A 25,903-nucleotide genomic window follows, 5' to 3' on the forward strand; every position below is an offset into this window, starting at 1 on the left:
TTCAGCGCTCGCTGAGCCAGCCGTGGATCGAGGCCGGCACCTCGCGCTGCGCCCGGCCCGACACGTAGATGCCGATGTGCCCGCCCTTGAAGCTCAGCTCGGTGTAGTCGTCGCTGCCCGAGAGGACCTTGAGCGGCCGCGATGCATCCGGCGGCACCAGGTGGTCGGCGGTGGCGTAGACATTGAGGATCGGCATGTCGACCTGCTTGAGGTCGACCTCGCGATCGCCGATCGTGATGCCGCCATTGACGAACCCGTTGCCCTGGTAGAACTGCTTGATGAACTGGCGGAACGCCTCGCCGGCCTGGTCGGGCGAGTCGAAGATCCAGCGCTCCATGCGCAGGAAGTCCTCGATCGCGGCGGGGTCGTCGAGGATGTCGGTGAGCCCGACGTACTTCTGGACGAACAGGCGCCATGGCTTGAGCGTCAGGTAGCACCAGTTCATCAGGTCGGCCGGCACGTTGCCCAGCGCATCGACGAACACATCGACGTCGAGGTCGCGGGTCCAGTTCGACAGCATGTTGTCGGGCGTGTGGAAGTCGACCGGCGTGACCATCGTGATCAGGTTGCGCACCTTCTCCGGGTGCAGCGCCGAGTAGCACAGGGAGAAGGTGCCGCCCTGGCAGATGCCCAGCACGTTGATCGCGTCCACGTCGTGCTCGCGGCACAGGTGGTCCACGCAGCCGCCGATGATGCCCTCGATGTAGTCCTCCAGCGTCATCCAGCGGTCGGCACCGTCCGGGTAGCCCCAGTCGAGGATGTAAACGTCCTCGCCGGCGGCCAGCAGTCCCTTCACCAGCGAGCGGTCGTGCTGCAGGTCGACCATGTAGGGCCGGTTCACCAGCGCATAGACGATCAGCAGAGGCACCTTGGCGGTCGGCTTGGACTCGCCGCGGAAGCGATACAGCACGGCCTTGCCGTCGCTGTGCACGGCCTCCTTCCCGGTCGCGCCGAACGACGTGTCGCCGACCTGCCTGAGCGCTTCGAAGCTCGAGGACAGCTTCTTGTTGAGGGTCTGGATCTCGAACGCCATGCGCTCGGGTGAGATGTTGAGCGGTCCGTACATGCTCAGGCCTCCTTGCTACGGGCGGATTTGGACGGATTGCGGGCCGGTTTCTTCGCCGCCGGCGACTTCGTCGCGCGCGCAGGCGCAGCCTTCTTCCTGCTGGCCTTGGCTGCGGACGGCTTCTTCTTCGCAGCGGGCTTGGCCGCGCCCTTCTTCGCCGTCGCCTTGCTTGCCGTGGCGCGCTTGGCCGGCGACTTCTTCGCTGCTGCCTTCTTCGTTGCCGCCTTCCTGGCAGGGGCTTTCTTCGCTGCCGACTTCTTCGGCGTCGATGCAGCCGATGCCGCCGGGCTTGCCTTGGCGGCGGCGGGCGTCGCATCAGCCCCCGCGGTCCGCGGACGCCCGGCCAGCTGTGCACGCAGACGCCGCACCTCGCGCTCCAGCGCGTGCAGGCGCTTGTGGCCGGCATCGACGTCGCTGCGCGTGGGCAGGCCCACGGCCCGGGAAGCAACCTCGATCTCGCCCTGGATCGCCTGGCGCAGCCGCATCATCGAATTGACCATGCGGCCGTAGGCGGTCCGGAACGCTTCGGACAGGGCCACCTCGGCGTAGGCTTCCTCGGCGGCATCGATCCACAGGTCGAACAAACCGCGGACCGAATCGATCTGGCGACCGGGCTCGCTGCGCTCGGCGAGTTTCTGCTCGAAAAGCGGGAACGCCTGGCGCAGCGCCTCCAGCATCAGCTGGTCGTAGGCCTTCTGGTGCTGCTGGAATTCGCGCACGGCGGCACCCAGCCGCTGCACGCGCTCCTGGTGCTCGCGCGCGAACCCGAACGCGGGCTGGCGGGTCCAGTCGGGCATCTGGCTGGTGAACATGCCGAGCATCGGCCCCGCCTCGGACATCCAGCGGCTGAAGTCCTGCGTGCCGGCTCCGGGGAACGAACGCAGCAGGTCATGGAGCGGGTTCGCGCCGGTGGCCTCGATCATGGATTGCCAGGCCTTGGCGATGTCGGTGGCGGAGCCGTGCCCCTCGCCGAATCGGCCCACCAACTGCTGCATCATGCCCAGCCAGGGCCCGGCCTGTGCGCTCAGGCGCTCCACCGCGTCGCCGAGGCCTGCGCCCAGGTTCGAGGGGTTGGCCTGGGTCGCCAGCGACGCCCACCAGTCCACGCCCTGCTGGAACAGCTTCGAGGGATCGGGACCGGGCGGCTGGGCGCTCCATGGCGCGCCCGGCGAAGGCTGCCCCATTCCGGCGGCCGCCTTCTGCCAGGTTTCGAACATCTGCCGCGCCATGTCCTGCATGCCGGCCATCGGATCGCTGTGCTTGTTGTCCATGTGCGCTCCCACTGTGATGAGGGAATGCTAGCACTGCCCCATGACCGGCCCGGGTCTCAGTTGCGCGGGTCGTGCTCCGGGTCCACGTAGTTGATCACCCACGGGCCCACGCTGGTGAGCTGGACCACCGTTTCACCCTCGGCGATCGCGAAGTGCACCATTTCCGGCGGCATCGCGGTGTAGCTCCCTGCAGGCAGGGCGATCGTCGCGTCCTTGTCCACGGTATCGCCCGAACCCAGCCGGAAGGTGCCGCGAAGCACGGTCACCCGTTCGACGTTGGGATGCCAGTGCGGGTTGATGAGGAAGCCATCGGGCAGCTTCAGCTGCAGGGTGAATATCCCGTCCCGGGCCGGATCGCCCTCGAGTACGGCAAAACGTGCGCCCTCGTCCAGCGACCCGGGGCCATCGGCCCATTCGATCGCGTCAGCGGGAACATTCAGGTGCCGTCCTGGCCCGCGATCGAGGTCACGCATCGACAGCGCCCGGCCTTCGGGCTGCGCGGGCGCCTCGGGCGCCTCGGGCGCCTCGTGGGCCTCGTGCGCCTGCGCCTGCGCCGCAGGTTCGACCTGGGGGCTGGGGGGTGCCTGCTCGGCATGGCAGCCGAGCGAGGCCACCAGGAACGCGGATCCAACGACAAATTGGGTTCGAGTAATCATCACTCTTCCTCCATTCGATCCAATGCGGCATCGGCGAACGCCGTCCCGCTTCACTGGATCCCGGCGGGGTTGCGTCGCCGATGGAGGTGCGCGACAGCGCACGACTTGATTGTACGCCGGCGTGCGGCGTGCCGCCTGCGATCAATCCCCGCTGGCGCCTGTCGATGACTGCACCCGGGACATCGCGGGGATCTCGTCGCCATCGGCGAGGTGGGCGGCCATGGCGTCCAGCGCATCCCACGCATGGGGCAACAACGGCTGGTAGCGCCCACCCAGGCCCGGCAAGCCGAGCATCGCGTCGAAATGCTGGGCATTGGCAATCGGCCAGTAGTGGATGTCGGCGCCCGCGGCACGGGCCCCGGCCACGTACGGCAGCGCGGTGTGGGCCTCGGGAACCAGTCCGTCGTCCACTCCGTGCAGCACCAGCACCGGCAGTCCGGCGCGCGGCGGCGCGGCGCGGGTGGCCTCGATGCCGTCGCGAAGCCCCCGACCCCGCACCGTGCCATCGGCCCACAGGCCACGCAGGCAAAGCAAGCCCGGGAGCGCAGGATCAGCCGCTGGTGCGTCGGCCGCCATTGCATCGACGATGGACACGCCCGACCCCGGTGGCAATCCGGCCGAGTCGCTCCACCACGCGGCCTGCTCCGCCCGGCCCGGAAGGCGTGGCGTACCGGACGCATCGACGACGGCATATCCGTAGCCGCATGGCATCGCGTGCGGCCCGGTGCGCGAGTAGGCCGATGCGTACGGCACCGCCACCGCGCGCCACAGGTCGAAGCCGACGCTCAGTGCGCCCGCGGCCAGGGCCTCGTCGCTCCAACCGCCGTCGCGAAGTCGCGCATGCGCGTCCTGCGCCCGTGCCGCCATGTCGCCGCCATCCAGCAGGCCGGCCTCGGCCAGCATCGCGCAGCGCACGCCCCAGGCCGGTGGCTTCAGGCCACCCGGACGCGCCAGTGGCTCGTCGTCGAACGCGCTCGCCAACAGGGCGCAGGGCATCAGCAATGCCGCCTCGGTCGCGACGTCGTACAGCGCACGACCGCCCTGGGCGGGATAGATGTTGGGGGAGATCGCCACCACGCCGTCGAGCCAGTCGCCTTCGAGTTCGGCGGCCCTGAGGACCGCGCCACCGCCATTGGATATGCCGACGGCGATGATGCGCGTGTTGTCCGTGGTGAACGGCGCCTCGCCGGGGCGCGCCTCGCCGAGCGCAGCCAGCCCGGCCATGGCCGCCTGGCGCACATGCCTGCCCCAGTCCGCCTCGGGGTTGTCGCCGGAATGGGCGTGCTTCACCGCCACGCGCGGCAGGTCATGTTCGCCAGCGTCCACCGTGAATTCGCGATCGCCCCCCGCCTCCACCAGCGTGCCGTCCAATGACGCCCCCAACGCGCCGGGCAGGGACTGCCAGGCCGTGCCCAGACCCTTGTCGGTGTGCACCACCGCGCAGCCGCGTGGCAATGCCCAGCCCGAAGCCAGCGAGATGGCGCCATAGGCGCTGCGCGAACCCGAAGCGGCGGCCACGACCAGGCACCGGACCTTCGCATCGAAGCCATCCGGCACCTGCACCAGCACGCGGTGTGGCTGGCTCGCGCCGTCCAGCCGCAGCAAGGCCTGGAACTCGAGCCCCGGGACCGGTGCCAGGTCGCCCAGGCCCTGGCCGATGCCACCGGGCTGGCTGAAATCGGCAATGCCGCGCCAGTTCGACCACACCGCGCGGCGGCGCAGCTCGGCAGCCGTCGGGTTCTCGGGGTCGCCGAAGTCCGGCGCCTGCATCTGCCGCAATCCATCGAGTCCAAGCCCTGCGCTGAGCAGGTCGTCCCCGTCGCGATGCTCGCTGACACGCCATTGAAGGTCGCCGATGGCGTCGGTGCTCATGCTGCGCGCCGCCCCCGACGGGGGCTCCTGGCAGGCCAGCAGCAATGGAGTGGAAAGGACGAAGACGAGTGCACGGGCGGTATTGTTCATGGCGACACGCTAGCAGTGCCGGTGTTGGGCTGCATCGTACCTAAGTACGACGTGGTGCATGCCGGGGCTGGTAACGTGTGCTTTCCTCCCCCGCCCCTGCGAAAACGATGAGCGAGAAATTCCTTTCCGGCCGAACGGCCCTGGTCACCGGCTCCACCTCCGGCATCGGCCTGGCGATCGCCCGCGCCCTGGGGGCGGCAGGTGCGCGCGTCGCCATCAACGGACTCGGCGAGGCCGGCCAGATCGAGGCTGCCGTTTCATCGGTGCGCTCCGCCGGCGCCCGCGACGCACGCTACTTCGAAGCCGACCTCAGGCAGCCCGGTCAGATTGAACAGATGATGGCCGACATCAATACGTGGTCGCCGCTGGACGTCCTGGTGAACTGCGCCGGCGTGCAGCACGCCGTGCCGCTCGAGGACATGCCGGTGGATCGCTGGGACATGATCCTGGCGGTCAACCTGAGCTCGGCCTTCCATACCATGCGCCTGGCGATGCCGGGCATGGCCGAGCGCGGCTTCGGCCGGGTCGTGAACATCGCCTCGGTGCACGGCCTCGTCGCTTCGGTCAACAAGGCGCCCTACATCGCCAGCAAGTTCGGCATCGTCGGCCTGTCCAAGGCCGCGGCGCTGGAGTACGCGCGGGCCGGGGACCGCAAGAGCGGTGGCGTGACGGTGAACTGCGTGTGCCCGGGCTGGGTGGAGACCGCGCTGATCGAACCGCAGATCGAAGCCCACGCCGCCGGCGACAGCCGCGAGGAAGGCATCCGCCGCATGCTGGCCGAAAAGCAGCCCAGCCAGCGCACCTCGATGCCCGAGGAGATCGCCGACGCGGTGCTGTGGCTGTGCCGGCCGCAGTCCCACAACCTGACCGGCACGTCGATACCGGTCGACGGCGGCTGGACGGCGCAGTAAGACGATGCCGCGCCTGCTGATCGTCGACGACCACCCGCTGTATCGACTGGCGCTGGCGCAGGCACTGGCGGGACTGGTGGAGGATGCCCGGGTCGACGAGGCCGAAAGCCTGGCCGCGGCGCGCAAGTCCCTCGCCGACGCCCCCGACACCGACCTGGTGCTGCTGGACCTGCACATGCCCGACAGCCATGGCCTCATGGGTCTGGCGGCGCTGCGGGCGGAATTCCCCGGCGTGGCGGTGGTGATGATCTCGGCCCACGACGATCCGGTGACGATCCGGCGCGCCCTGGATTTCGGCGCGGCGGGATTCATTCCCAAGCGTGCCGGCATGGACGAGCTCCAGGCCGGCCTGCGCGCGGTGCTCGACTGCGAGCAGTGGCTGCCCGAATCCCTGCGTCCGGCCGTGCGTGCCGAGCCGGGACACCCCAACGACGAAGCGCTGGCCACTGGGCTGGACTCCCTGACGCCGCAGCAATTCCGGGTACTCGAGCGGGTCGCCCAGGGCCGGCTCAACAAGCAGATCGCCGACGAGCTCGGCATCCAGGAGCGCACCGTCAAGGCCCACATGAGCGCGATCTTCGAGAAGCTGGGCGTGCGCAACCGCACCCAGGCCGGCGTGCTGCTGCGCTCGCTGGAGCTCGGCGACCCGGCGCGCCACGTGTCGAGCTAGGCGCCGTTCCGGCGGCTGCTTGACCCTCCCACGATGGCAGGGTTCATGATGGAGGCCATCTCCCTCCAGGCCCCCGCCATGACCCGCTCGCGATCCACCGACCAGCGCATCCCCGTACAAGGCATGAACTGTGCGTCCTGTGTCGGCCGTGTCGAGAAGGCACTGGCCGGTGTTCCGGGCGTGCGCTCGGCGAGCGTGAACCTCGCCACTGCACAGGCCACGCTCGCCTTCGACGGCCCGGCGCCGTCGGTTGCGGACCTGCGCAATGCACTGCAGCGCGCCGGCTACGACACCCCGATGGGTGCGCCCGGGCACGAAGGCCACGGCGGGTCCGCCGGAGCCGCACATCACCACCACGACGAGGATGCCCGCGCCCTGTCCCGCAAGGTCTGGCTGGCTGCCGCACTGACGCTGCCGGTGTTCGTGATGGAAATGGGGTCGCACCTGGTGCCGGCGATCCACGACGCGATCCACACCCACATCGGCCACTTCAACGCCCAACTGCTCCAGTTCGTGCTGACCACGATCGTGCTGTTCGGACCGGGCCGCGTGTTCTTCCGCATCGGGCTCCCGGCCCTGCTGCGCGGTGCGCCGGAAATGAACACCCTGGTCGCTCTGGGCACCGGGGCAGCCTGGACGTACTCGGTGGTGGCCACCTTTGCCCCCGGCGTCATGCCGCCAGGTACGGCAAACATCTACTACGAACCCGCGGCGGTCATCGTCACCCTGATCCTGCTCGGACGGCTGCTCGAGGCGCGCGCGAAGGGCCGCACCGGGGCCGCCATCGAGCGCCTGCTCGGCCTGCAGGCGAAGACCGCCCGGGTCGAGCGCGACGGCGAAGTGGTGGAGCTGCCGGTCGAACAGGTGCAGCGCGGTGATCGCATCCGCGTGCGCCCCGGCGAAACCGTGCCGGTGGATGGACGCGTGCTCGACGGTGATTCGCGGGTCGACGAGTCGATGATCACCGGAGAGCCGGTGCCGGTCCGTCGCGGCGCCGGTGACCGCGTGGTGGGCGGCACCATCAACCAGAAGGGCAGCCTGGTGGTGGAAGCCACCGACCTGGGCGAGGACGCCGTGCTGGCCCGCATCGTCGACATGGTGCAACAGGCCCAGGGGGCCAAGCTGCCGATCCAGGCGCTGGTCGATCGGGTCACCGGCTGGTTCGTTCCCATCGTCATCGCCGTGGCACTGGTGACCGCCGCGGCCTGGTGGCTGTTCGGCCCGGAGCCGGCCCTGGCCATGGCCGTGGTCGCCGCGGTGACCGTGCTGATCATCGCCTGCCCCTGCGCCATGGGGCTGGCCACGCCGACCTCGATCATGGTCGGTACCGGCCGCGGCGCCGACCAGGGCATCTTGTTCCGCGGTGGCGATGCATTGCAGGGCTTGCGCGACGTGCAGGTGGTGGCGCTGGACAAGACCGGCACGCTGACCGAAGGCAAGCCGCGCCTGACCGACCTGGAAGCGCTGGCAGGCTTCCAGGGAGACGAACTGCTCGCGCTCGCGGCGGGCGCCGAGGCCGATGCCGAGCATCCGGTCGGCACAGCGATCGTCGCGGCCGCGAAGGAACGGGGGCTTTCCGTCCCCGCCGCGACGGGCTTCGAATCGATCACCGGCATGGGGATCCGTGCCGATGTCGACGGCCACCGCATCGACCTGGGCGCAGCGCGCTACATGGCCGAACTCGGCATCGACACCACGCCTGTCGACGAGCGGCTGTCAACGCTGGCCGACCTGGCGCGCACCCCGCTGCTGATGGCGGTGGACGGGAAACTGGCCGGCCTGCTGGCCGTGGCCGACCCGATCAAGGCCGGCACGCCGGACGCGATCCGTGCGCTCCACGCGCTGGGCCTGCGCGTGGCGATGCTCAGTGGCGACAACCGCCGCACGGCGGGCGCGATCGCCGCGCAGCTGGGCATCGACGAGGTGCTGGCCGAACTGATGCCCGAGGACAAGGTGCGTGCGCTGGGGCGCCTGCGCGAAGGCGGGCGACGGCTGGCCTTCGTCGGCGACGGCATCAACGATGCGCCCGCGCTGGCCGAGGCCGACGTGGGCATCGCCATCGGCACCGGGACCGACATCGCGATCGAAAGCGCCGACGTGGTGCTGATGTCGGGCGACCTGCGCAACGTGCCCAATGCGATCGCCTTGTCGCGCGCGACGATGCGCAACATCCGCCAGAACCTGTTCTGGGCCTTCGCCTACAACACCGCGTTGATCCCGGTCGCCGCCGGCGTGTTCTACGCCGCCTTCGGCTGGCTGCTCTCGCCGATGCTGGCGGCGATGGCGATGGCCTTCTCCAGCATCTTCGTCGTCACCAACGCACTGCGGCTCAGGCGCTTCACCGCGCCGGTGCCGCTGTCCTGACTCACGCGAGGCGATCCCATGAGCCGCAAACCCTCCCCGACCCTCGAGCTTGCCGACGCCCGCCAGGAAGGCCTGTACGAGATCGGCGCCGCCGCCGAAGCGTCCGGCGTGTCGGTGAAGATGATCCGGCACTACGAGCAGATCGGACTGATTCCCGAGGCGATGCGGACGGTCGCGAACTACCGGGTCTACCGCGAGGCCGACGTGCATCGGCTCGGGTTCATCCGCAGCGCCCGTGACCTCGGCTTCCCGATGGCCCGCATCAAGGTGCTGCTGGCGCTGTGGGACGACCGCGACCGGGCCAGCGCCGACGTCAAGGCGCTGGTCATGACGCACGTCGAGGAGATCGACACGCGCATCGCGGAACTCGACCGGATGCGCTCGACGTTGCTGGACCTGGCATCGCGCTGCCACGGCGACGATCGCCCGGAATGCCCCATCCTGGGCGGATTGTCGCCACGGCGGGCGCCTGAATGAGCGCCGCACCGCGATCTCCCGACGGCGCCACGGCGCTCGCACGCTGGCGAGCGGCCGCCTATACTGCGGCGATGCCTGTTTCACTTGCCACCGTGGCCCGACTGATGCTGGTGCTCGCACTGGCGTTCAACGGCTGGGCCCTGCCGGCACACGCACATGCCTCGATGTCCGCTGCCGCCGCGTCCAGCGACCAGGCTGCAGGTGTTGGCGACTGCCACCAGCACGCCAAGGCGCCTGCCGGGACCGCCACCGATGCGGGCACGGAGTGTTGTGCCACCGGCAGCTGCCAGGGCTGCAGCTGCGTGATGGCGTGCGCGACCGCGCTGCCCGTCGCCGGAGCCAGCGGTACGCAATGGGCTGCCTCCAAAGCACCCCTGGCCGGTCCCGTCGACGCACCGGGCACCTGCCCATCCGGCAACCCCCTCAGGCCACCGATCGCCTGACTCCGAGGAACGGCACGCGCCGCGCGGGACGCTTCCCCGACCGGTTGCCTGCCCAGGTACGACCCCGCGAGGGGCCGCCCTTCCGATTCACGGAGTCACCCCATGCCAATCCCACTTCACCGGGTCGCGAGCCTGGCGGCATTGCTGCCACTGCTGGCGGCCTGTGCCAGCTACTCGCCCCAGCGTGCCGGCGAACAGGCCCATTCGCTGGCGGCCGCGCCGATCGGCCCCGCGGCCACAGCCGATGCCGCGGCCACGGATGCGCAGCGCCGCGCTGTGCTGCTCCAGCCGCTGGAACGCGACAACGCAGTTTCCCTGGCGCTGTCGGGAAACCCCGACCTGCAGATCGCCTGGTCCCGGCTGGGTATCGGCGCCGCTCAGGCGTTCGAAGCCTCGCGCCTGGCCAACCCGCGTCTTTCGGCCTCGCGCCTTTCCGGCGACGAAGGCGCCAAGCGCTCGTTGTCGCTGGGCCTGTCGCTTTCCGACCTGCTGTTGCTGCCACAGGGCAGCCAGCTGGCAGCGCGTGACTTCGAGGCGCTGCGCATCGAGGTGGCTGCCCGCGCAGTGACCGTCGCACGCGACACCGAGTCCGCGTGGTACCGGCACGTGGCGGCCGGCCAACGCGCCGAGCTGCGCTCAGCGGTGGCGGACGCCGCCGAACTTTCCGCCGAGCTGGCCGATCGCTTCCACCAGGCCGGCACCGTCAGCCGGCTGCAGCTGCTGCGCGAACGCGCAGCGGCAAGCGAGGCACGGGTGGCCGCCGTGACCGCGCGTGCCGACGCGATCGCCGCGCGCCAGGCACTCAACGCGCAGATGGGGCTTTCAGGCGAGCTTGCCGACCTGTGGCAGGCCCCGCCGCGACTGGCGATGCCGGGCAACGATGCCATGGAGCTCGAGCAACTGCTGGCACTGGCCGATAGCGAGCGCCTGGACCTGCGTGCCGCCCGACTGCAGGTGGGCATCCTCGAGGATGGACTGGCCTTCAGCCGCGGATGGCGCTGGCTGGGCGGAATCGAACTGGACTACGAGTGGGAGCGCGAACCCGACGGCAGCCGCATGCGCGGCCCGGGCCTGAGCCTGGAGCTGCCCCTCTTCCATCAGGGCCAGGCGCGCACGATGCGTGCCGATGCCCTGCTCGAGCGGGGCCGCGCGCAGCTGGCCCAGCGTGAACTGGAAGTCGAACTGGGCGCGCGTGAAGCGGCCGGGCGCGTGCAGGCGATGCGCGAAGTGGTCGCGCTGTACCAGGCCGGCATCGTCCCCGACCGCAGCGAGGCGGTGCAGCGCGAGCTGGAGCGTTACAACTTCATGCTGATCGGTGCGTTCGAGCTGCTGGCGGCCCGCCAGGCCGAGTACCGGGCCTATGAGGGCTTCATCGACGCGGTGCGCGACTACTGGCTGGCCCACACCGACCTGGCGCACGCCATCGGCACCCGGCTGCCCGACGCCCTGGCGAGCACGGCTTCACGCCCGACCTGCAGGCCGTGATCGCGCCACCGTCGGAGGGTGGCCATGGCGACCATTCGATGCACGGAGGCGACCATGAAGCGGGAGGTCACGAGGGTCACGAAGGTCACCAGCACCACGGGCACCACGCCCCGGCTGAGACCGAAGATGCCGATGACGCCGATCACCACGAACACGATCACCACCAGGGTCACGACCACGGAGACACGCCATGAGCATCACCCGTCGCAACGTCCTGCTCGGCGCCGCGCCGGACTGGTGGGCGCCGCCACGGCCCCCTTGGCCCGCGCCCAGGATGCCCACGACCACAGCCAGCACGCACGGCCCGCGCAGCCCGCGGCAACCGCACCTGCGCCAGCTGCGGCGGAAGCGCCGCGGGCGCGACGCGGCACGGCCTCGGGACCCGGCTCGGTCTACACGCCCAACGGCTGGTCCCTGCCCTCGCGCATGGTGGACGGGGTCCGCGAGTTCCACCTGGTGGCCGAGGAGATCGAGCACGAGTTCGGCCCCGGTTCGCGGATCAAGGCCTGGGGATACAACGGCACCACCCCGGGCCCGACGCTGGAGGCGATCGAGGGCGAGCGCGTGCGCATCTACGTCACCAACCGGCTCAAGGAAGGGACCAGCGTGCACTGGCACGGCCTGCTGCTGCCCAGCGGCATGGACGGCGTGAAGGGCTTGACCCAGCCGCCGATCGCACCGGGCGAAACCTACGTCTACGAGTTCACCCTGCGCCAGCACGGCACCCACATGTACCACCCGCATGCCGATGAAATGGTGCAGCTGGCGATGGGCATGATGGGACTGTTCATCATCCATCCGCGCGGGCCCGAAGAGGAGCCCGTCGACCGCGACTACGCGATGCTGCTGCACAACTGGGCCGTGCATCCCGGCACCTACGTCCCCGACCCGTCGGTGATGCAGGACTTCGATGTGTGGACGCTGAACTCCAAGGCGTTTCCGGCCACCGAACCGCTGGTGGCGCGCAGCGGCGAGCGGGTGCGCATCCGCATCGGCAACCTCTCGATGTGGAACCACCCGATGCACCTGCACGGCGTGCAGTTCGCGGTGACCGGCGGGGACGGCGGTCGCTGGCCACGGGCCCAGTGGCGCAATGAAGTGACCGAGATCGTCGGCGTCGGCCAGATGCGCGACTTCGAGTTCATCGCCGTCCCCGGCGACTGGGCCTTCCACTGCCACATGGCCCACCACACGATGGGCCCGATGGGCCACGACATCCCCAACACCCTGGGCGTTGACCAGAGCGGGGTGGAGCAGCGCATCCAGCGCATCCTGCCGGGCTTCATGGCGATGGGTGAACACGGCATGGCCGAGCACCAGGACCACGTCGACATGGGCCACATGCCCGGTCCCGAGAACACGCTGGCGATGGCGGCCGGCCGGGGGCCGTTCGGGAACATCGGCATGGGCGGGATGTTCACCGTGGTCAAGGTGCGCGACGACATCGCCCCCGGCGACTACCGCGACCCCGGCTGGTACCGCCACCCGCCGGGTGAGCTGACCCGCCGCGTGAGCAGCGATCCGTCGTTCGGACAGCCGGTGCGGCGCGGCCAGGTGGCCTCCGCCGGCAGCGACGCCCTGCCCACCCCCCGCCGCGATGGCGGCCACCACAACCACTGACGGAGATCCAACATGGGACGCATCGTACTCACCGTGATCGTGCTCTTGCTGCTGGCCTGCGCCGCCGTCTTCGCTGTCGTGGCCTCCGGGCGCTACAACGTCGCCGCCGACGTTCCCCATAGCGAATTCGTCCATGGCCTGCTGGAACGCCTGCGGGGGAACTCGATCCGCCACCATGCGCGGGACATCGAGACTCCAGCCGACCTGGCCGACGCGAGCGGGTCCGCCGCGGCGCCGGCAACTACGACGCCATGTGCGTGGGTTGCCACCTGGCACCCGGCGTGGCCAGCAGCGAGATCAGCCGCGGGCTCTATCCCCGCCCGCCCAACCTGTCGACCGGCCCCGCCATGGCCCCTGCCGAAGCCTTCTGGGTCACCCGCCACGGCATCAAGGCCAGCGGCATGCCCGGCTGGGGTCACAGCATGGACGACGCCTACATCTGGGACATGGTGGCCCTGTTGCAGGTGCTGCCCGGGATGTCCGCCGAGGCGTATCGGGCCCTGGTGGACGCCAGCCCCGGACACTCCCATGGTGGTGGCGAAGGCATGGACCACGAGCACGACCACGACCATCACGAACACAGCCACGAGGACCACTCACATGCACACTGAAATCGCATCCAGCACCCCCCTGTCCGGTATAGCGGTCGCAACCTTTGTGTTCGCTGCCCTGTTGCTGCCGCCGGTGCACGCCCAGTCCGGCCACGATCACCATGCCCACCACCAGGCAACCGAGGAAGCCGTCGTCGACGTGCCCATGCAGGCACGTGAAGCCGTGGCCACGGTGGACCGCTTCTTCGCCGCCCTGGGTCGCGGCGACATCGAGGCTGCCGGAAGCGAGCTGGCCAGCGACGTGTCGGTGTTCGAGAACGGTCGCGTGGAACGCTCGGCCGCGGAGTACCTGGCCGGCCATGCCGCCCACGACGCCGCCTTCATCCAGGAGGCGCACCATCAGCCCAAGCACCGGATCGCCCGCATCAGCGGGGACCTGGTCTGGGTAGCCAGCGAAAGCGAGTTCCACGCCAACCGTGATGAAGGAATGCTGACCGTGTTCAGCAACGAGACCATGGTGTTGCGTCGCAGTGGTGCACGCTGGGAGATCGTCCACATCCACTGGTCCAGCCGCCAGCAGATCGACTAGCCCGGGAGAAACAACATGAAGCTCATTCGAACACTTGCCATCCTCGCCCTCGCCGTGGCGCCACTGGGCTGCGGCGCACAGGACGGCGTTGCGCCGCGCGCCACCGAAACCGCGGCAGCCGAGCCCGCCTCGGCGACACAACAGCCCGTCCTGGTGGTCCACAAGACCCCATGGTGCGGCTGCTGCACGGCCTGGGCCGAACAGGCCCAAGCCGCCGGCTTCGACGTGGAACTGCATGACCACGACGATCTCGCCCCGATCAAGCAGGCACTTGGAGTGCCCATGAGCCAGGCCTCGTGCCATACGGTGCAGGTCGGGAACTACTTCGTCGAAGGCCACGTGCCCTTCGAGGATGTGCATCGCCTGCTGGCCGAGCAGCCTGACGCCCTGGGCATCGCCGTACCCGGCATGCCGCTGGGATCACCCGGCATGGAAGCCGATGTGAAGCACAGCTTCAGCACCAATCTCGTCAAGGCGGACGGCAGCATCGTGGAGTACGCGCACCATCCCGGCGACGACGCGCAACGCTGAGGATGGCGAATGCGTGGAGCGCTCGTCGTTGCGGGCTACAGTCGTGGCTTGATCCGCGTCAAGGGCGCGCTTCGACACCGCTGTAGGCTCGTTGAGGAACCCGACCCGAACTCTGGAGGAGCCGCCCATGGCACGTCGCGACGAGGTTCCAGGCAGCACCGGCAAAGCGGGTGGCGGTGCACCGGAGTTGGCGGCCCCCGCAACCCGGGCACGGTTGATCGTGCCCGGAATGGGCAGCGACCATTGCGCAGGCATCGTGTCCGAGTCGTTGCGCCGGCTTCCCGGGGTCGCGAGCCTGACCACAAACATCGCCGCGCACCGGGTCGTGGTCGAGTTCGACGCATCGACCACCACTGCGGCGCAACTGCGTGCTTCAGTGGAGAAAGCCGGATACGAGGTGGCCGACCTCGAGCTTGCGGACGCCGATGGAGCGTCCGGCGCGGACCGCACGAGCGAAATCGAGGAAGTGCATCTGGCACAGGCGCTGACCCGCCTGTGGATCGCCGCCGTCCCGGCCTCCCTGATCATGCTGCTGATGGGCGTGCACATGTTCTGGCAGCCCGTGCCGGGCTACCTGGCGATCGTGGCGGTGCTCGCCTTCCCCGTGGTCTTCCTTTACGGCGGCTGGGCCACGCATGTGTCGGCCTGGCGCTCGCTGGCCAACCGCACGGCCAACATGGACGTGCTGATCAGCCTGGGCAGCATTCCCCCCTACCTGATCGGCTTGGTCGGCTTCATCTACCCGATGACCTCGTTCATCGAGATGGCCGCCACCATCATGAGCTTCCACATGCTCGGCCGGTATCTCGAGGCCCGGGCAAAGGGCCGCGCCTCCCAGGCGATCCGCAAGCTGCTGACCCTCGGCGCCCGGACCGCGCGGGTGCTGCGCGACGGCGAGGAGGTGGAGGTGCCCACGGCGGCGCTGCAGGTCGACGATGTCATGGTCGTGCGCCCCGGGGAAAAGATCCCGACCGATGGCGAGGTGCTCGACGGCGCCAGCCACGTGGACGAGTCCATCGCCACCGGCGAGTCGGCCGCGGTGGCCAAGGCCGTCGGCGACACCGTGCTGGGTGCGACGGTCAACAAGGAGGGGCGGCTGCGCGTGCGTGCCACGCGCGTCGGTTCCGACACCTTCCTGTCCCAGGTGATCCGCCTGGTCGACGAAGCCCAGGGTTCCAAGGTCCCGATCCAGGAGTTCGCCGACCGGGTCACCGGGCGCTTCGTTCCCGCCGTGGTCGTCGTGAGCCTGGGCAGCTTCGTGATGTGGCTGCTGTTCGCTGACTCGCTTCGCCCGGTACTCGAATGGGGGGCGGCATTCCTCCCATGGGTGAACCCGGAACTGGGCAGTCTCCAGGTGGCCACGCTGTCCGCCATCGCCGTGCTGGTCATCGCCTGCCCCTGCGCGCTGGGCCTGGCCACGCCGACCGCGATCATGGTGGGCTCCGGGCTGGGTGCCGAGCGTGGCGTGCTGATCCGCTCCGGCGAAGCGATCCAGACGCTCAAGGACATCCGCGTCGTCGTGCTCGACAAGACCGGCACGATCACGCTGGGCCAGCCGGCGCTGACCGAAGTCGTGGCGGCGCAGGGGTACGTCGAGGACGAGGTGCTGGCACTGGCGGCGGCGGTGGAGAACGCTTCGGAGCACCCGCTGGCGCATGCGGTGGTCGACGGCGCACGCGAAAGAGAGGTCTCGATCGGCGACGTCGAGGCCTTCGCCTCGGTGGGCGCGCGAGGGGTGAAGGGAACCGTCGGAGGCAAAACCGTCCTCGTTGGAAACCGCCCCCTTCTCGAGGAGTCCGGCGTGACCGGACTGGAGGCATTGGACAGGGATCTGGTGGCGCTCGAGAAGCGCGGCCGCACGGCCGTCATCGTCGCCTGCGACAACAAGGCCATAGGCATCGTTGCCGTGGCCGACGCGATCAAGCACGACTCCGCCGAGGCGATTTCGCGCATGCATGCGATGGGGCTGCAGGTGGTGATGCTCACCGGCGACAACCAACGCGCGGCCGACAGTGTCGCCGGGCAGGTCGGCATCGACGAAGTCCGCGCGGAGGTGCTTCCCGAAGGCAAGGTCGAGGAGATCCGCCGCCTCCAGGCCACGCACGGGCCCCACATCGCGATGGTCGGCGACGGCATCAACGATGCGCCAGCGCTCAAGCAGGCCAACGTGGGCATCGCGATCGGGGCCGGCGCGGATGTCGCGATCGAGGCCGCCGACGTGACCCTGGTCAGCGGGCAGCTGGGCAAGGTGGTCGAGGCCATCGCCCTGTCCCGGGCCACGTATAGCAAGATCGTGCAGAACCTGTTCTGGGCCTGGTTCTACAACCTGGCCGCGATTCCGGTAGCGGCGCTGGGATTGCTGCATCCGATGGTCGGTGTGGTCGCCATGACGGCCAGCTCCCTCTCGGTGATCGGAAACTCCGTGCTTCTCAAGCGCACCACCCTTGGTTCCCGCGGGACCGTGAAACGCTTGGCTTGAAGATTCAGCCTAGACGTTCGATTCACCATTCTCGGCCTGCTCGTGACGTGGGGCACCGCTTCCGGCAAGCGGCAACGTCAGCGTGAACGTGGCCCCCAGGCCCGCGCCGGGGCTCTTCGCTTCGATCCCGCCCCCATGGGCCTGGACCAGTTCCCGGGCGACGGTCAGCCCGATGCCCAGGCCCACCTGGTCGAAATCCGTGGCATGGGTGTCCTGGTGGAACGGCTCGAAGATGTGATCGAGCGCCTCGGCGGTGATCCCGATGCCGTTGTCGGACACGACCACCTTCACCATGTCGTCTTCCGGGGCCATCGTCAGGGTGATGCGTCCACCAGCCGGGGTGTACTTCACCGCATTGTCGAGGAGGTTGTTGAAGACCTGGGTGAGGCGCAGCGGGTCGCCCGTCACCCAGACCGGCTCGGCGGGCAAATCGATCTCGAGGATCTGGTGGCGAGCCCGGCTGCACAGGTCCGATGCCCGCAAGGCTTCGCGAAGCAGGGAGACGAGATCGAGTTTCTCCATGGCCAGGTGGACCTTGCCGGTGCTCACCCGCGCCACGTCCAGCAGGTCGCCGACCAGCCGCGACATGTGCGAGACCTGGCCCTCGATCACCGCCTGGAGTTCGGAAAGCCGCTCGCAGTCATCGCTGGCGTTGCCGAGCATGCTGGCTGCGATCCGGATGGGGGTCAGGGGACTGCGCAGCTCGTGCGCCAGCGTGCCCAGGAACTCCGCCTGCCTGCGCTGGTCCTCCTCGGCGGCCTTCTCCAGCTGCTGGGCACCCATCGTCGCCAGCACCAGTTGCCCGTTGGCCTCCTGCAGTTCCATCCGCATGTGCCGCGGACGTCGCCCCGGCCGGCGCATGCCCTCGGGGGTTCCCCCCGGCCACCCCCGGGCGGTGTCCGCGTCCTCGCCGTGCATGACGAACCCACCCAGCCTGTGTCGCTTGGCCAGGTACATCGCGGCGTCGGCGCGGCCAATCAGGGTGCTCGCATCCTCGCCATGGTCCGGGTAGAGGCTGATGCCGATGCTGGCGGAAAGCTCGATGCTTCCCGCCTCCAGCTCGCACGGCACCATCAGGTCGGAGATCAGCTTCTCGGCCACGTGGACCGCGTCCTCCTCGTCCTTGATTCCGTCGAGCAGGACGATGAACTCGTCGCCGCCGTGGCGGCTGACGGTATCGACTTCACGCACGTTGTTGATGATGCGTTCGGCCACCCACCGCAGCACGTCGTCGCCGGCCTGGTGGCCCAGTGAATCGTTGATTTCCTTGAAGTTGTCCAGGTCAAGGAAGAGCAAGGCCATGCGGGTCTGGTCACGCTTGGCCCGGGAGATCGCCTGGTCGAAACGGTCCATCAGCAGCAGCCGGTTCGGCAGGCCGGTCAGCGGGTCGGTTTTCGCAGAGCGCACCAGGTCCTTGAGTGCGCGCGAACAGGCATCCGCACGCTGCTCGGCCTCCACGGCCGAGCACAGCAGCCGCTCGTTGGCCGCGACGAGGTCGTCGAGGTTGCCGGGAAGGCGTGACTTGGCATTGTCGTCGGAGGCGGCAGGTCGTTTGCCGCCCTCGGGTCTATCGATCACGACGTACCTCCTGGCGGCGCAACCCCGCAGCTGTGCATGTCGGTATAACGCGCTGGGCCGGCCGGTCCGGTCATGGGTAAGCGCTTTTGAACACTCGGGCAGCCAAGCCTGCGATCATGGGCCATGGATTCCTTCTCGCAACTTCCCCTCCTCCCTGCCCTGCAGCAGGCCGTGGCCAACGCCGGCTACACCCGCCCCACCGCCATCCAGGCGGCCAGCCTGGGGCCGATCCTGGAAGGCCGCGACCTGCTGGCCCAGGCACCGACCGGCAGCGGCAAGACCGCGGCGTTCGGCCTGGGACTGCTGCAGCGGCTCGACCCGGCCTCGCTGCGGACCCAGGCCCTGGTGCTGTGTCCGACGCGCGAGCTTGCCGACCAGGTGGCCAAGGAGCTTCGCCGGCTGGCCGCAGGCATCCCCAACGTCAAGCTCAGCCTGCTCACCGGCGGCATCGCACTCGGTCCCCAGATCGCCTCGCTGGCCCACGCCCCGCACGTGGTGGTGGGGACCCCGGGCCGGGTCCAGGAACTGCTGCGCAAGGAGGTGCTGGACGTCCGCGGCCTGGCCACGTTCGTCCTCGACGAGGCCGACCGCATGCTCGACATGGGCTTCGAGGAGGCGATCCGCGACATCACCCGTCGCCTGCCACGACAGCGCCAGACCCTGCTGTTCTCCGCGACGTGGCCCGAGTCGATCCGCGACATGGCACGAGCCACCCTGCACGAGCCCCACGAGGCCTCGGTCGAGCAGGGCGAGGACGTGCCCCGGATCGAGCAGTGGTTCCATGAGGTGGACCTGTCCGCGAAGCCCACCGCACTGGCCGGCCTGCTGCTGCAGCACCGCCCGGAATCGACCGTGGTCTTCTGCAATACCAAGCGCGACGTGGACGACGTGGTGACCTCGCTCAACCACCTTGGATTTGCCTCGGCCGCGCTGCACGGTGACCTCGAGCAGCGCGACCGCGACGAGGTGCTGGTGCGTTTCGCCAACCGCAGCCTTGGCGTGCTGGTGGCCAGCGACGTCGCCGCCCGCGGCCTGGACGTGAAGGACCTGGCCTGCGTGGTGAACTACGAATTGCCTACGGACCCGGACGTCTACCAGCACCGCATCGGGCGGACCGCCCGCGCCGGCAGCACCGGTCTGGCGCTGGCGCTGGTGACCCCGAAGGAGATGCCCCGCGCCCTCGCGCTGGAGAGCCTGGCAGGGACACGTCTGCGCTGGGCACCGGCCAAACCGGTGAGCGGGCGCCCGCAGGGCGTGCCGACCGCGCCGATGGCGACACTGCGCATCGACGCGGGGCGCACCGACAAGCTGCGACCGGGTGACGTGCTGGGGGCCTTGACGGGTGCCGCGGGCTTGCCCGTCGACGCGATCGGAAAGATCGATATCTTCCCGACGCATCCTACGTCGCCGTGGCCCACCGCCAGGCCGACCGGGCGCAGGCGGCACTGCAGGCTGGGCGGATCAAGGGCCGGAACTTCCGGGTTCGTCGGATCTGAGCCGGGCTCGGTCCGGCGAACCGTTGGCGACCACCACCCGGTCGCGGCCCGCGCGCTTGCCCTGGTAGAGCGCACGGTCGGCCGCATCCACCGCCGCCTCGAAGTCATCGCCGACGACCGCAACGCCCAACGTCAGCGTGACCGACATCTCCCCTGCGCTGGTGGCGACCGGCGTCCGGGCCACCGCCATCCGCGCCCGCTCGGCCACCCGCGCCGCGCTGTCGCCACCGGCGTCCGGGAAGAGCAGGACGAATTCCTCCCCGCCCCATCGACAGATCGCATCGACCTCGCGCAATGTCGCGCGCAGGCGCCGCACCAGCTCGACGAGCACCTCGTCGCCGACGAAGTGCCCGTGGGTATCGTTGACCGGCTTGAAGTGATCCACATCGGCCATGACGACGCTCAGGGGCTTGCCGCTACGTCGTGAACGGCGCACCTCGTAGGCCGCCAACTCGAGGAACGCGCGGCGGTTGAGTGCGCCGGTCAACGGGTCCTCGGCGGACAGGCGCTTCTCGAGCACGGCCCGTGCCCGCATGGCGCGCCAGACCAGGAAACCGGCCGCCGCCACCACGCCCAGGCCCGACAGCAATGCGACGACCGCCCAGTTGCGGCGCTGCAACTGGAGCTCGCGCATCGAGTGGTCCGTGCGCAGGGACGCGATCTCGCGCTCGCGCTGTTCCACGTCGTAGCGCATCTCGAGTTCCTTGACCAGGCGCATGCGCTCCTCGTCGCGCAGCCGTTCACGCAGGTCCACCATGCGACGGTAGTAGCCCAGCGCGACCGCGGGGTCGCCCCGGTGCTCGTGCAACTCCGCCAGCCTGGCCAGGGTCTCCACGGCCACGGTGGGCACCGTCGACTCCACGTCGAGCAGCGACTGGCGATACTGCTCGAGCGCCTCCTCTTGCATCCCCGCGAGCCAGCATCAGGTCGGCGAGCGACTGGCGCGTGCCGGCCAGAATCCGGGCGTGCCCGAGCGGCTCCAGGCGCTCGATCGCCTCCCGGCAGACGGCATCGGCCCGGTCATGGCGCGCCAGCTGCACCTCGCGGCTGCAGATGTTCGCCAGCTGGTACGCCTCCACCCGCAGGTCGCCCCGCTCACGGGCCAGGGCCAAGGCCTCCTCATGGACCCGGATTCCCGCCTCGGGGCCCTCCAGCGCCGCCACCACCACGGCCAGGTTGCCCAGCAGCCGGGTCTCCAGTTCCTGGTCGCCGGCGCGACGGGCCAGCACCAGCGCCTCGTCGTAATAGACGCGGCTGCGTTCGTAATCCTCGATGAAGGTATGGGCGATGCCGATCGCCATCGTGACCCGAGCCTGCTCGCCCCATTCGGACGTCGGTGCCAGTACGCGCCGGGCGGCATGGAAGGTCTCGAGCGCGGCGCTGACGTTGCCGCGCTCGGCCTCGACGGTGCCCCGCACATGCAGTGCCCTGGCCAGGACGACCGGGGAATCCCCGGGAGAGACCAGCAACTCCACCTCGCGCACCGACGCCAGGGCCTCGTCGAGCCGGCCCAGGTCGCGAAGGATTTCGGCACGCAACTGGAGCAGTCCCGACCTGTCCTGTCGCGTCAGTCCCTCACCGGGGTCCAGGAGCCCCTGTTCGATCGCCTCCAGGGCAAGCGCCGGATCCGAGTCGCGAAGCCCGCGTGCCGTGTCCGCCACATTGGCCAGCAGCATGCCGGGCACGAGGAGGACGATGAGCAGCAGGCCACACCGCCAGGCCCATGGATGGTCCGACTGCCGGCCGGGGCATGCCGAGGGCGCAGCTGCGCGGCAGGTGGTGCATGCCTCGAATTTTCGATGGTGCGTCGCCAAGGGGTGGACCCGGCACGACCTTAGCCCGATGCGGCGGGCCTGGGCAATGTGCCCCATCCAGAAACGAGAACGGGCCCGAAGATCCGGGCCCGTTGGGCACATCCCTGTTTGCCTTCAGGCCATCAGAAGCGGAAGTGCAGGCCCAGGCTGATCTCGTCGGAGGAACCGGCGTCCTTGAACTCGTAGCGCGTGTACTGCGTGCGCAGGCCGACTCGGCCGGCGAAGTTGTACTGGGCGCCGATACCGTAGGTCAGGTCGGTGCTGCTCCTGGAGCCCACGACTTCACGGAAGCCCTCCTGGTCGCTCGGATCGAGGTCGAACGAATGCAGGCCGATGCTGCCCAGCAGCTCCAGGTTCGGCGTGATCGGCACGAAGCCCACCGCACGCAGGCCCCAGGTGCGCGGCTCGGCGCGGGCGTTGTTGATTTCCAGCTCGCTCAGGTCGACTTCCAGGTTGCCGAAGTCGGTGTACTCGCCTTCGAGCGCAAAGTAGGGGTTGAAGCGGTAGCCGCCGTAGACGCCGAAGCTCGTGTCGTCGTCATCGATCCAGCGGTCGTCGGTCGAGGCGGCGCCGATCTTGCCGCCGAGGTAGAAACCGGGATCGGAGGCGAATGCCGAGGCGGGGAGGATCAGGGCAGTCACGGCCGCGGCCAGCAGGGTCTTCTTGATATTCATTGTCTACTTCCTTCCTTGCAGCTTGGATCGGGGGAATGTCCGGGAGAAATGCTGCTGCCCTACCGGACGCGGCAAAGCTACATGTTTGGAGCGGAAGTAAAGCGTTTTTAACAACTTCCGCGACGGCTGCAGTTCAGGTTTTTTCAAGCCGGCATTCAGCTAGGCCGGGGCCGCGTCGCCGATGAACACTTCGTATTCCCCCGCGCTCATGTAGCCCTCGACCTCCGCCAACGACAGCGTCCGACCCGCCACCGCCGCGCGCACGACGCGCTTGTTGTAGGCACCTATGTCGGGATTGGCCAGGTAGTCGCCGACCTCCACCCACATCGCGTCTCCGATCTCCTCGTCGTCGACGCGGATGTCGAAGTCGAGCGGACGCAGGCGGCACACGACGTAGAGGTTGGACGTGCCGAACTGGCCCTTGTGGTGGTGCCTGAGGCTGACGATGCCATCGAAAGCCGCACGGATGCCGGTCTCCTCGTGCACCTCGCGCACGACGCCCTCGGCGAAGTGCTCCCCGGGCTCGAGCATGCCGCCGGGCAACTTGTAGTAACCGGGTCGGGCTGTCACGTCGCGGCGCTCGAGCACGACCAGCACGCGTCCTTCCTCCGAGATCACCGCACCACCCACGCCGATCGTGTGCGTCGCACCGGCGGGCACGTAGGCCCCGGCCTCCAGCCGTTTCACCAGCATCAGCTTCGGGCCGTCGCAATGGTGGAACTCGAATCCCGCCTCGATCGCCCGGGGTACCAGCGCTGCGCGTGTCGCCGGCAGCTGCAGCCACGCCACGCGGATGCCCTCGGACTGCCATTGCGGCAACGCCGCTGCCAGGTCGGCGACGAAGGCATCGTCGTCCCCCGGCAGGTGCGGCTCGCCCACGAACACTCCCCGGTACTGGTTCCTAGCCGCCTTGAGCATGCCGATGTCCTTAGTTCCTGTGGGGCCGGGTGCCCGCCGGCGCGGGGCCGGCCGCCGCCGGAGGGGCCGACAGTATCGCGCACCCTTCGGGTCGCCAGCGGCGGCAGCCGCCCGGGCCACGTAGAATGGAAACCGCGATCCTGCCTGTCACACGCCGTTTTCCCATGCGCAATCCCCTCCAGGACCAACTGCTCAAGGCCGGGCTGGTCAAGAAAAGCAAAGTCGCCGAAGTGGTCCGGGAGCAGGCGAAGCAGCGCAAGGGCAAGGGACACCCCAAGGGCGATCCCGGGCAGGCTCCGGGCACGCCCGTGGTCGATACGCAGCGGCTCAAGGCCGAGAAGGCGCAGGCCGACCGGGAGCTTGCCGCCCAGCGCAACGCCCAGGCCCGCGCCCGCGAGCTGCGCGCCCAGGTGCAACAACTGGTGGAGGCGCACCGTGTCGCCACGGGCGGGGACATCGCCTATCGCTTCCAGGATGGCGAACTCATACGCCAGCTGTGGGTGGATGCCGGAACGCGCGCCCAGTTGTCACGCGGAAGCCTGCTGATCGTCCGAGACGGCGGCGGCCATGCCGTGGTCCCGCGTGCGGCCGCGGAGCGCATCCGCGAGCGCGACCCGTCCATGATCGTGCTGGACCACGCAGCGGACGCGGACGGCCCGGACGATGACGAGGACCCGTACTACGCGCAGTTCAAGGTGCCCGACGACCTCGACTGGTGACACGTCCACCTCCAGGCCCGTCCCGAGCGGGTCCGGAATCCGCTCAAGCGCCCCCGAAAGCGCGTCGGCGGGCCCAGCGATACGCAGGCCCGACGAAACGCTTCGCTGGCTTCTTCAGGTTCCACAGCAGCCATTGGCGCGCGCGGGCGCCGCCCCGACCGACCGCCAGCGCCGCCACCAGCTCCGGCGTGGCACCGCGCTGCAGTGCATAGCGGCCATGGATCCGGCAACCGTCGATCCGTGCCACTGAAGTCGTCGGCTCGGACGTGAACAGGTGGCGTATCCCCGCACGTGCGGCCGACCGGGCGACGAGCGTGGAATGGAAGCCTCCCGGGACCGATGCGACGTCGACCGCGTGGCCGAGGATCTGCGACAGGCGTGACACGCTGGACTCCCATTCCGCTGCCAGCGCCCGCGCGTCCAGGCGCGATATGTCGGGCGGATGCGTATGCGAATGGCTGCCGATGACATGGCCGGAAGCCGCCAGTGCACGGACATCGGCCGCACCGAGGAAGCCCGGGGTTCCGATGCGCTCCCCGGTGACGAGGAAGTGCCCGACCATGCCGTGCTGCTCCAGCCGACGCGCCGCCTCGACCGCGCTGCAGCCACCGTCATCGAAGGTCAACAGGCAGGCATCGTCGTCCTCGCCGTCGAGCGCGTCGACCCGCGGGAAGCGCAGGCCGGTCCCGGACAGTGCACGCAGCTGGCGCTCGTACTCGTCCCATTCGAACTTGTAGGACGCCGCGGACGGGCCGGGGAATCCGCTCGCGTCCCATCCGCCCGGATCCACGAGGTCGTGGTACATCAGACTGGCCGTCATCCATTCACCTCCGCGACACGCATCGCCCGGCGGGCACGCAGGTGCCGGCTCAGGCGCGGCTGGCCCCATTCGCCGCTGCGCCGGCCGGCGGTATCCACCGGCGTCGCGGTCCCGGCGTGGATCTGGGCGAACCTGACGGCCAGCGCATCGAGGTTCTCCAGCACCACGCGCGCCTGGATGACGGCGTGGCTTTCACGACGCTCATCGAAGTCATAGCGGTAGTGCCCGAATACCGGCCCGGTATCGATGCCGGCGTCGATCCGCAACAAGGTCATGCCCACGCGTCCCAGGTCACGTTCGGCAATCGCCCAGAAACAGCCGTGGGCATTGCGGTATTCCGGGCAGATGCCGGGATGCATGACGAAGGTTCCGTCACGCGGGATCGAGAACACCTTGCGGGGCAGCAGCTGCTTGCAGCGCGCGAGCACGATGTCCGGGCGCAGCTCGTGGAGGAAGGCGACCACCCGCCGGTCGCCGCCCCTGGCAACGTGCAGTTCACGGACCTCGGGCGTGGGACCGTACCGGGCCTCCATGGCAGCAAGGGCGTGCCGGAACCAGGCCTGGTCCGCCCGTCGCTGGAAGATGCGCTGGTAGACGCGCATGGCCGCAACATCGAGCATTCCCAGCAGCCCCACGCGGCGAAACTCCCTCAGGTAGCGCTGTCGCTTCTGGGCGCCGGTCTCCTCGAGCACCACGACTCCGGCCAGGGTCGAGAACGATGCCAGCCACGAGGCCAGGCCCCGACGGTCGAACGCATCATCGGCGTGGCAGATCAGTACCGTACGCACGTCAGCTTCACTTCGATTGAA

Annotated in this window: 24 protein-coding genes and 1 pseudogene; 14 read left to right on the forward strand and 11 right to left on the reverse strand. The window is 69.3% G+C overall.

From position 1 onward, the window contains the following. Window position 1 precedes the first annotated feature (1 nt). From FU658_RS00845 to FU658_RS00860, 4 genes are all read right to left on the reverse strand, one after another. A complete protein-coding gene (locus FU658_RS00845; protein ID WP_147890376.1) occupies window positions 2-1,066 on the reverse strand; it encodes a class III poly(R)-hydroxyalkanoic acid synthase subunit PhaC in 1,065 nt (354 codons plus the stop codon). A gap of 2 nt (window positions 1,067-1,068) precedes the next feature. Further along, window positions 1,069-2,337, reverse strand: coding sequence for a class III poly(R)-hydroxyalkanoic acid synthase subunit PhaE (gene phaE, locus FU658_RS00850; RefSeq protein ID WP_147890377.1), 1,269 nt, complete (start codon window positions 2,335-2,337; stop codon window positions 1,069-1,071). A gap of 56 nt (window positions 2,338-2,393) precedes the next feature. Next, on the reverse strand, window positions 2,394-2,993 hold the full coding sequence (locus tag FU658_RS00855; RefSeq protein WP_147890378.1) for a cupin domain-containing protein: 600 nt from the start codon (window positions 2,991-2,993) through the stop codon (window positions 2,394-2,396). Between the two features lie 141 nt (window positions 2,994-3,134). Then, window positions 3,135-4,955, reverse strand: a complete 1,821-nt coding sequence (locus tag FU658_RS00860) for a 3-hydroxybutyrate oligomer hydrolase family protein (protein WP_147890379.1) — start codon at window positions 4,953-4,955, stop codon at window positions 3,135-3,137. Between the two features lie 107 nt (window positions 4,956-5,062). Here FU658_RS00860 and FU658_RS00865 point away from each other — a divergent pair, with 107 nt between their 5' ends. From FU658_RS00865 to FU658_RS00915, 11 genes are all read left to right on the forward strand, one after another. Next, a complete protein-coding gene (locus FU658_RS00865; protein ID WP_147890380.1) occupies window positions 5,063-5,866 on the forward strand; it encodes a 3-hydroxybutyrate dehydrogenase in 804 nt (267 codons plus the stop codon). A gap of 4 nt (window positions 5,867-5,870) precedes the next feature. Further along, the gene (locus FU658_RS00870) at window positions 5,871-6,536 is read left to right on the forward strand and encodes a response regulator transcription factor (RefSeq protein ID WP_147890381.1); all 666 of its coding nucleotides are present in this window, start codon (window positions 5,871-5,873) and stop codon (window positions 6,534-6,536) included. A gap of 78 nt (window positions 6,537-6,614) precedes the next feature. Further along, on the forward strand, window positions 6,615-8,900 hold the full coding sequence (locus FU658_RS00875) for a heavy metal translocating P-type ATPase (protein ID WP_147890382.1): 2,286 nt from the start codon (window positions 6,615-6,617) through the stop codon (window positions 8,898-8,900). A gap of 18 nt (window positions 8,901-8,918) precedes the next feature. Next, a complete protein-coding gene (gene cueR, locus FU658_RS00880; protein ID WP_147890383.1) occupies window positions 8,919-9,377 on the forward strand; it encodes a Cu(I)-responsive transcriptional regulator in 459 nt (152 codons plus the stop codon). Beyond that, complete coding sequence (locus FU658_RS00885) at window positions 9,374-9,820, forward strand: CopL family metal-binding regulatory protein (RefSeq protein ID WP_147890384.1); 447 nt, start codon at window positions 9,374-9,376, stop codon at window positions 9,818-9,820. Before cueR ends, FU658_RS00885 begins: the two co-directional genes overlap by 4 nt. A 102-nt stretch (window positions 9,821-9,922) precedes the next feature. Continuing rightward, window positions 9,923-11,305, forward strand: coding sequence for a TolC family protein (locus FU658_RS00890; protein ID WP_147890385.1), 1,383 nt, complete (start codon window positions 9,923-9,925; stop codon window positions 11,303-11,305). 54 nt (window positions 11,306-11,359) lie between these two features. After that, window positions 11,360-12,925, forward strand: a complete 1,566-nt coding sequence (locus tag FU658_RS00895; protein ID WP_222708326.1) for a multicopper oxidase family protein — start codon at window positions 11,360-11,362, stop codon at window positions 12,923-12,925. A 125-nt stretch (window positions 12,926-13,050) separates the two neighbouring features. Next, the gene (locus tag FU658_RS14930) at window positions 13,051-13,536 is read left to right on the forward strand and encodes a c-type cytochrome (RefSeq protein WP_425477566.1); all 486 of its coding nucleotides are present in this window, start codon (window positions 13,051-13,053) and stop codon (window positions 13,534-13,536) included. Then, entirely contained in the window at window positions 13,526-14,065 is a 540-nt protein-coding gene (locus FU658_RS00905; protein ID WP_187265840.1) for a YybH family protein, read from the forward strand. Before FU658_RS14930 ends, FU658_RS00905 begins: the two co-directional genes overlap by 11 nt. Window positions 14,066-14,080: 15 nt before the next feature. Then, the gene (locus tag FU658_RS00910; protein ID WP_255505339.1) at window positions 14,081-14,596 is read left to right on the forward strand and encodes a DUF411 domain-containing protein; all 516 of its coding nucleotides are present in this window, start codon (window positions 14,081-14,083) and stop codon (window positions 14,594-14,596) included. Between the two features lie 127 nt (window positions 14,597-14,723). Next, window positions 14,724-17,075, forward strand: coding sequence for a heavy metal translocating P-type ATPase (locus tag FU658_RS00915; protein ID WP_147890387.1), 2,352 nt, complete (start codon window positions 14,724-14,726; stop codon window positions 17,073-17,075). Window positions 17,076-17,084: 9 nt separating this feature from the next. Here FU658_RS00915 and FU658_RS00920 read toward each other — a convergent pair whose 3' ends face one another. Further along, the gene (locus FU658_RS00920; RefSeq protein WP_147890388.1) at window positions 17,085-18,653 is read right to left on the reverse strand and encodes a diguanylate cyclase domain-containing protein; all 1,569 of its coding nucleotides are present in this window, start codon (window positions 18,651-18,653) and stop codon (window positions 17,085-17,087) included. Window positions 18,654-18,776: 123 nt separating this feature from the next. Between FU658_RS00920 and dbpA the strand changes: the two are divergent. Next, window positions 18,777-20,149: pseudogene (dbpA, locus tag FU658_RS00925) on the forward strand (ATP-dependent RNA helicase DbpA). Here the strand turns inward: dbpA and FU658_RS15875 are convergent. After that, a complete protein-coding gene (locus FU658_RS15875) occupies window positions 20,115-20,684 on the reverse strand; it encodes a GGDEF domain-containing protein (protein WP_425477567.1) in 570 nt (189 codons plus the stop codon). The pseudogene dbpA and the gene FU658_RS15875 sit on opposite strands and share 35 nt — an antisense overlap. Here FU658_RS15875 and FU658_RS15880 point away from each other — a divergent pair. Further along, a complete protein-coding gene (locus FU658_RS15880) occupies window positions 20,620-20,838 on the forward strand; it encodes a hypothetical protein (RefSeq protein ID WP_425477569.1) in 219 nt (72 codons plus the stop codon). The two genes, FU658_RS15875 and FU658_RS15880, sit on opposite strands and share 65 nt — an antisense overlap. Before the next feature lie 51 nt (window positions 20,839-20,889). On the opposite strand, the gene FU658_RS14215 is transcribed toward FU658_RS15880, so the two are convergent. The 3 genes from FU658_RS14215 to FU658_RS00945 all read right to left on the reverse strand — a co-directional run bounded on the left by FU658_RS14215 (window position 20,890) and on the right by FU658_RS00945 (window position 23,555). After that, window positions 20,890-21,825: a tetratricopeptide repeat protein gene (locus FU658_RS14215; RefSeq protein ID WP_187265842.1), complete on the reverse strand. Its 936-nt coding sequence runs from the start codon at window positions 21,823-21,825 to the stop codon at window positions 20,890-20,892. Between the two features lie 260 nt (window positions 21,826-22,085). Further along, window positions 22,086-22,637, reverse strand: coding sequence for a porin family protein (locus FU658_RS00940; protein WP_147890391.1), 552 nt, complete (start codon window positions 22,635-22,637; stop codon window positions 22,086-22,088). Between the two features lie 159 nt (window positions 22,638-22,796). Continuing rightward, complete coding sequence (locus FU658_RS00945; RefSeq protein WP_147890392.1) at window positions 22,797-23,555, reverse strand: NUDIX domain-containing protein; 759 nt, start codon at window positions 23,553-23,555, stop codon at window positions 22,797-22,799. A gap of 164 nt (window positions 23,556-23,719) precedes the next feature. Here FU658_RS00945 and FU658_RS00950 point away from each other — a divergent pair, with 164 nt between their 5' ends. Next, entirely contained in the window at window positions 23,720-24,274 is a 555-nt protein-coding gene (locus FU658_RS00950; protein WP_147890717.1) for a DUF2058 domain-containing protein, read from the forward strand. A 43-nt stretch (window positions 24,275-24,317) separates the two neighbouring features. Here FU658_RS00950 and FU658_RS00955 read toward each other — a convergent pair whose 3' ends face one another. Together FU658_RS00955 and FU658_RS00960 are read right to left on the reverse strand one after the other, a co-directional pair. Further along, complete coding sequence (locus FU658_RS00955; protein ID WP_222708327.1) at window positions 24,318-25,094, reverse strand: polysaccharide deacetylase family protein; 777 nt, start codon at window positions 25,092-25,094, stop codon at window positions 24,318-24,320. After that, window positions 25,091-25,882: a formyltransferase family protein gene (locus FU658_RS00960; protein WP_147890394.1), complete on the reverse strand. Its 792-nt coding sequence runs from the start codon at window positions 25,880-25,882 to the stop codon at window positions 25,091-25,093. Before FU658_RS00960 ends, FU658_RS00955 begins: the two co-directional genes overlap by 4 nt. Window positions 25,883-25,903: the final 21 nt, after the last annotated feature.

Source organism: Alkalisalibacterium limincola, from assembly GCF_008017755.1.
Classification (GTDB): Bacteria; Pseudomonadota; Gammaproteobacteria; order Xanthomonadales; family Xanthomonadaceae; genus Alkalisalibacterium; species Alkalisalibacterium limincola.

Coding starts and splice junctions, on each gene's coding strand:
- FU658_RS00895 (WP_222708326.1), top strand. CDS start 11,360: ATGAAGCGGGAGGTCACGAGGGTCACGAAGGTCACCAGCACCACGGGC.
- FU658_RS00940 (WP_147890391.1), bottom strand. CDS start 22,637: ATGAATATCAAGAAGACCCTGCTGGCCGCGGCCGTGACTGCCCTGATC.
- FU658_RS00865 (WP_147890380.1), top strand. CDS start 5,063: ATGAGCGAGAAATTCCTTTCCGGCCGAACGGCCCTGGTCACCGGCTCC.
- cueR (WP_147890383.1), top strand. CDS start 8,919: ATGAGCCGCAAACCCTCCCCGACCCTCGAGCTTGCCGACGCCCGCCAG.
- FU658_RS00910 (WP_255505339.1), top strand. CDS start 14,081: ATGAAGCTCATTCGAACACTTGCCATCCTCGCCCTCGCCGTGGCGCCA.
- FU658_RS00845 (WP_147890376.1), bottom strand. CDS start 1,066: ATGTACGGACCGCTCAACATCTCACCCGAGCGCATGGCGTTCGAGATC.
- FU658_RS00915 (WP_147890387.1), top strand. CDS start 14,724: ATGGCACGTCGCGACGAGGTTCCAGGCAGCACCGGCAAAGCGGGTGGC.
- FU658_RS14215 (WP_187265842.1), bottom strand. CDS start 21,825: ATGCTGCTGGCCAATGTGGCGGACACGGCACGCGGGCTTCGCGACTCG.
- FU658_RS00945 (WP_147890392.1), bottom strand. CDS start 23,555: ATGCTCAAGGCGGCTAGGAACCAGTACCGGGGAGTGTTCGTGGGCGAG.
- FU658_RS00955 (WP_222708327.1), bottom strand. CDS start 25,094: ATGACGGCCAGTCTGATGTACCACGACCTCGTGGATCCGGGCGGATGG.
- FU658_RS00875 (WP_147890382.1), top strand. CDS start 6,615: ATGACCCGCTCGCGATCCACCGACCAGCGCATCCCCGTACAAGGCATG.
- FU658_RS15875 (WP_425477567.1), bottom strand. CDS start 20,684: ATGCGGGCACGGGCCGTGCTCGAGAAGCGCCTGTCCGCCGAGGACCCG.
- phaE (WP_147890377.1), bottom strand. CDS start 2,337: ATGGACAACAAGCACAGCGATCCGATGGCCGGCATGCAGGACATGGCG.
- FU658_RS00885 (WP_147890384.1), top strand. CDS start 9,374: ATGAGCGCCGCACCGCGATCTCCCGACGGCGCCACGGCGCTCGCACGC.
- FU658_RS00870 (WP_147890381.1), top strand. CDS start 5,871: ATGCCGCGCCTGCTGATCGTCGACGACCACCCGCTGTATCGACTGGCG.
- FU658_RS00860 (WP_147890379.1), bottom strand. CDS start 4,955: ATGAACAATACCGCCCGTGCACTCGTCTTCGTCCTTTCCACTCCATTG.
- FU658_RS00890 (WP_147890385.1), top strand. CDS start 9,923: ATGCCAATCCCACTTCACCGGGTCGCGAGCCTGGCGGCATTGCTGCCA.
- FU658_RS00950 (WP_147890717.1), top strand. CDS start 23,720: ATGCGCAATCCCCTCCAGGACCAACTGCTCAAGGCCGGGCTGGTCAAG.
- FU658_RS00855 (WP_147890378.1), bottom strand. CDS start 2,993: ATGATTACTCGAACCCAATTTGTCGTTGGATCCGCGTTCCTGGTGGCC.
- FU658_RS00905 (WP_187265840.1), top strand. CDS start 13,526: ATGCACACTGAAATCGCATCCAGCACCCCCCTGTCCGGTATAGCGGTC.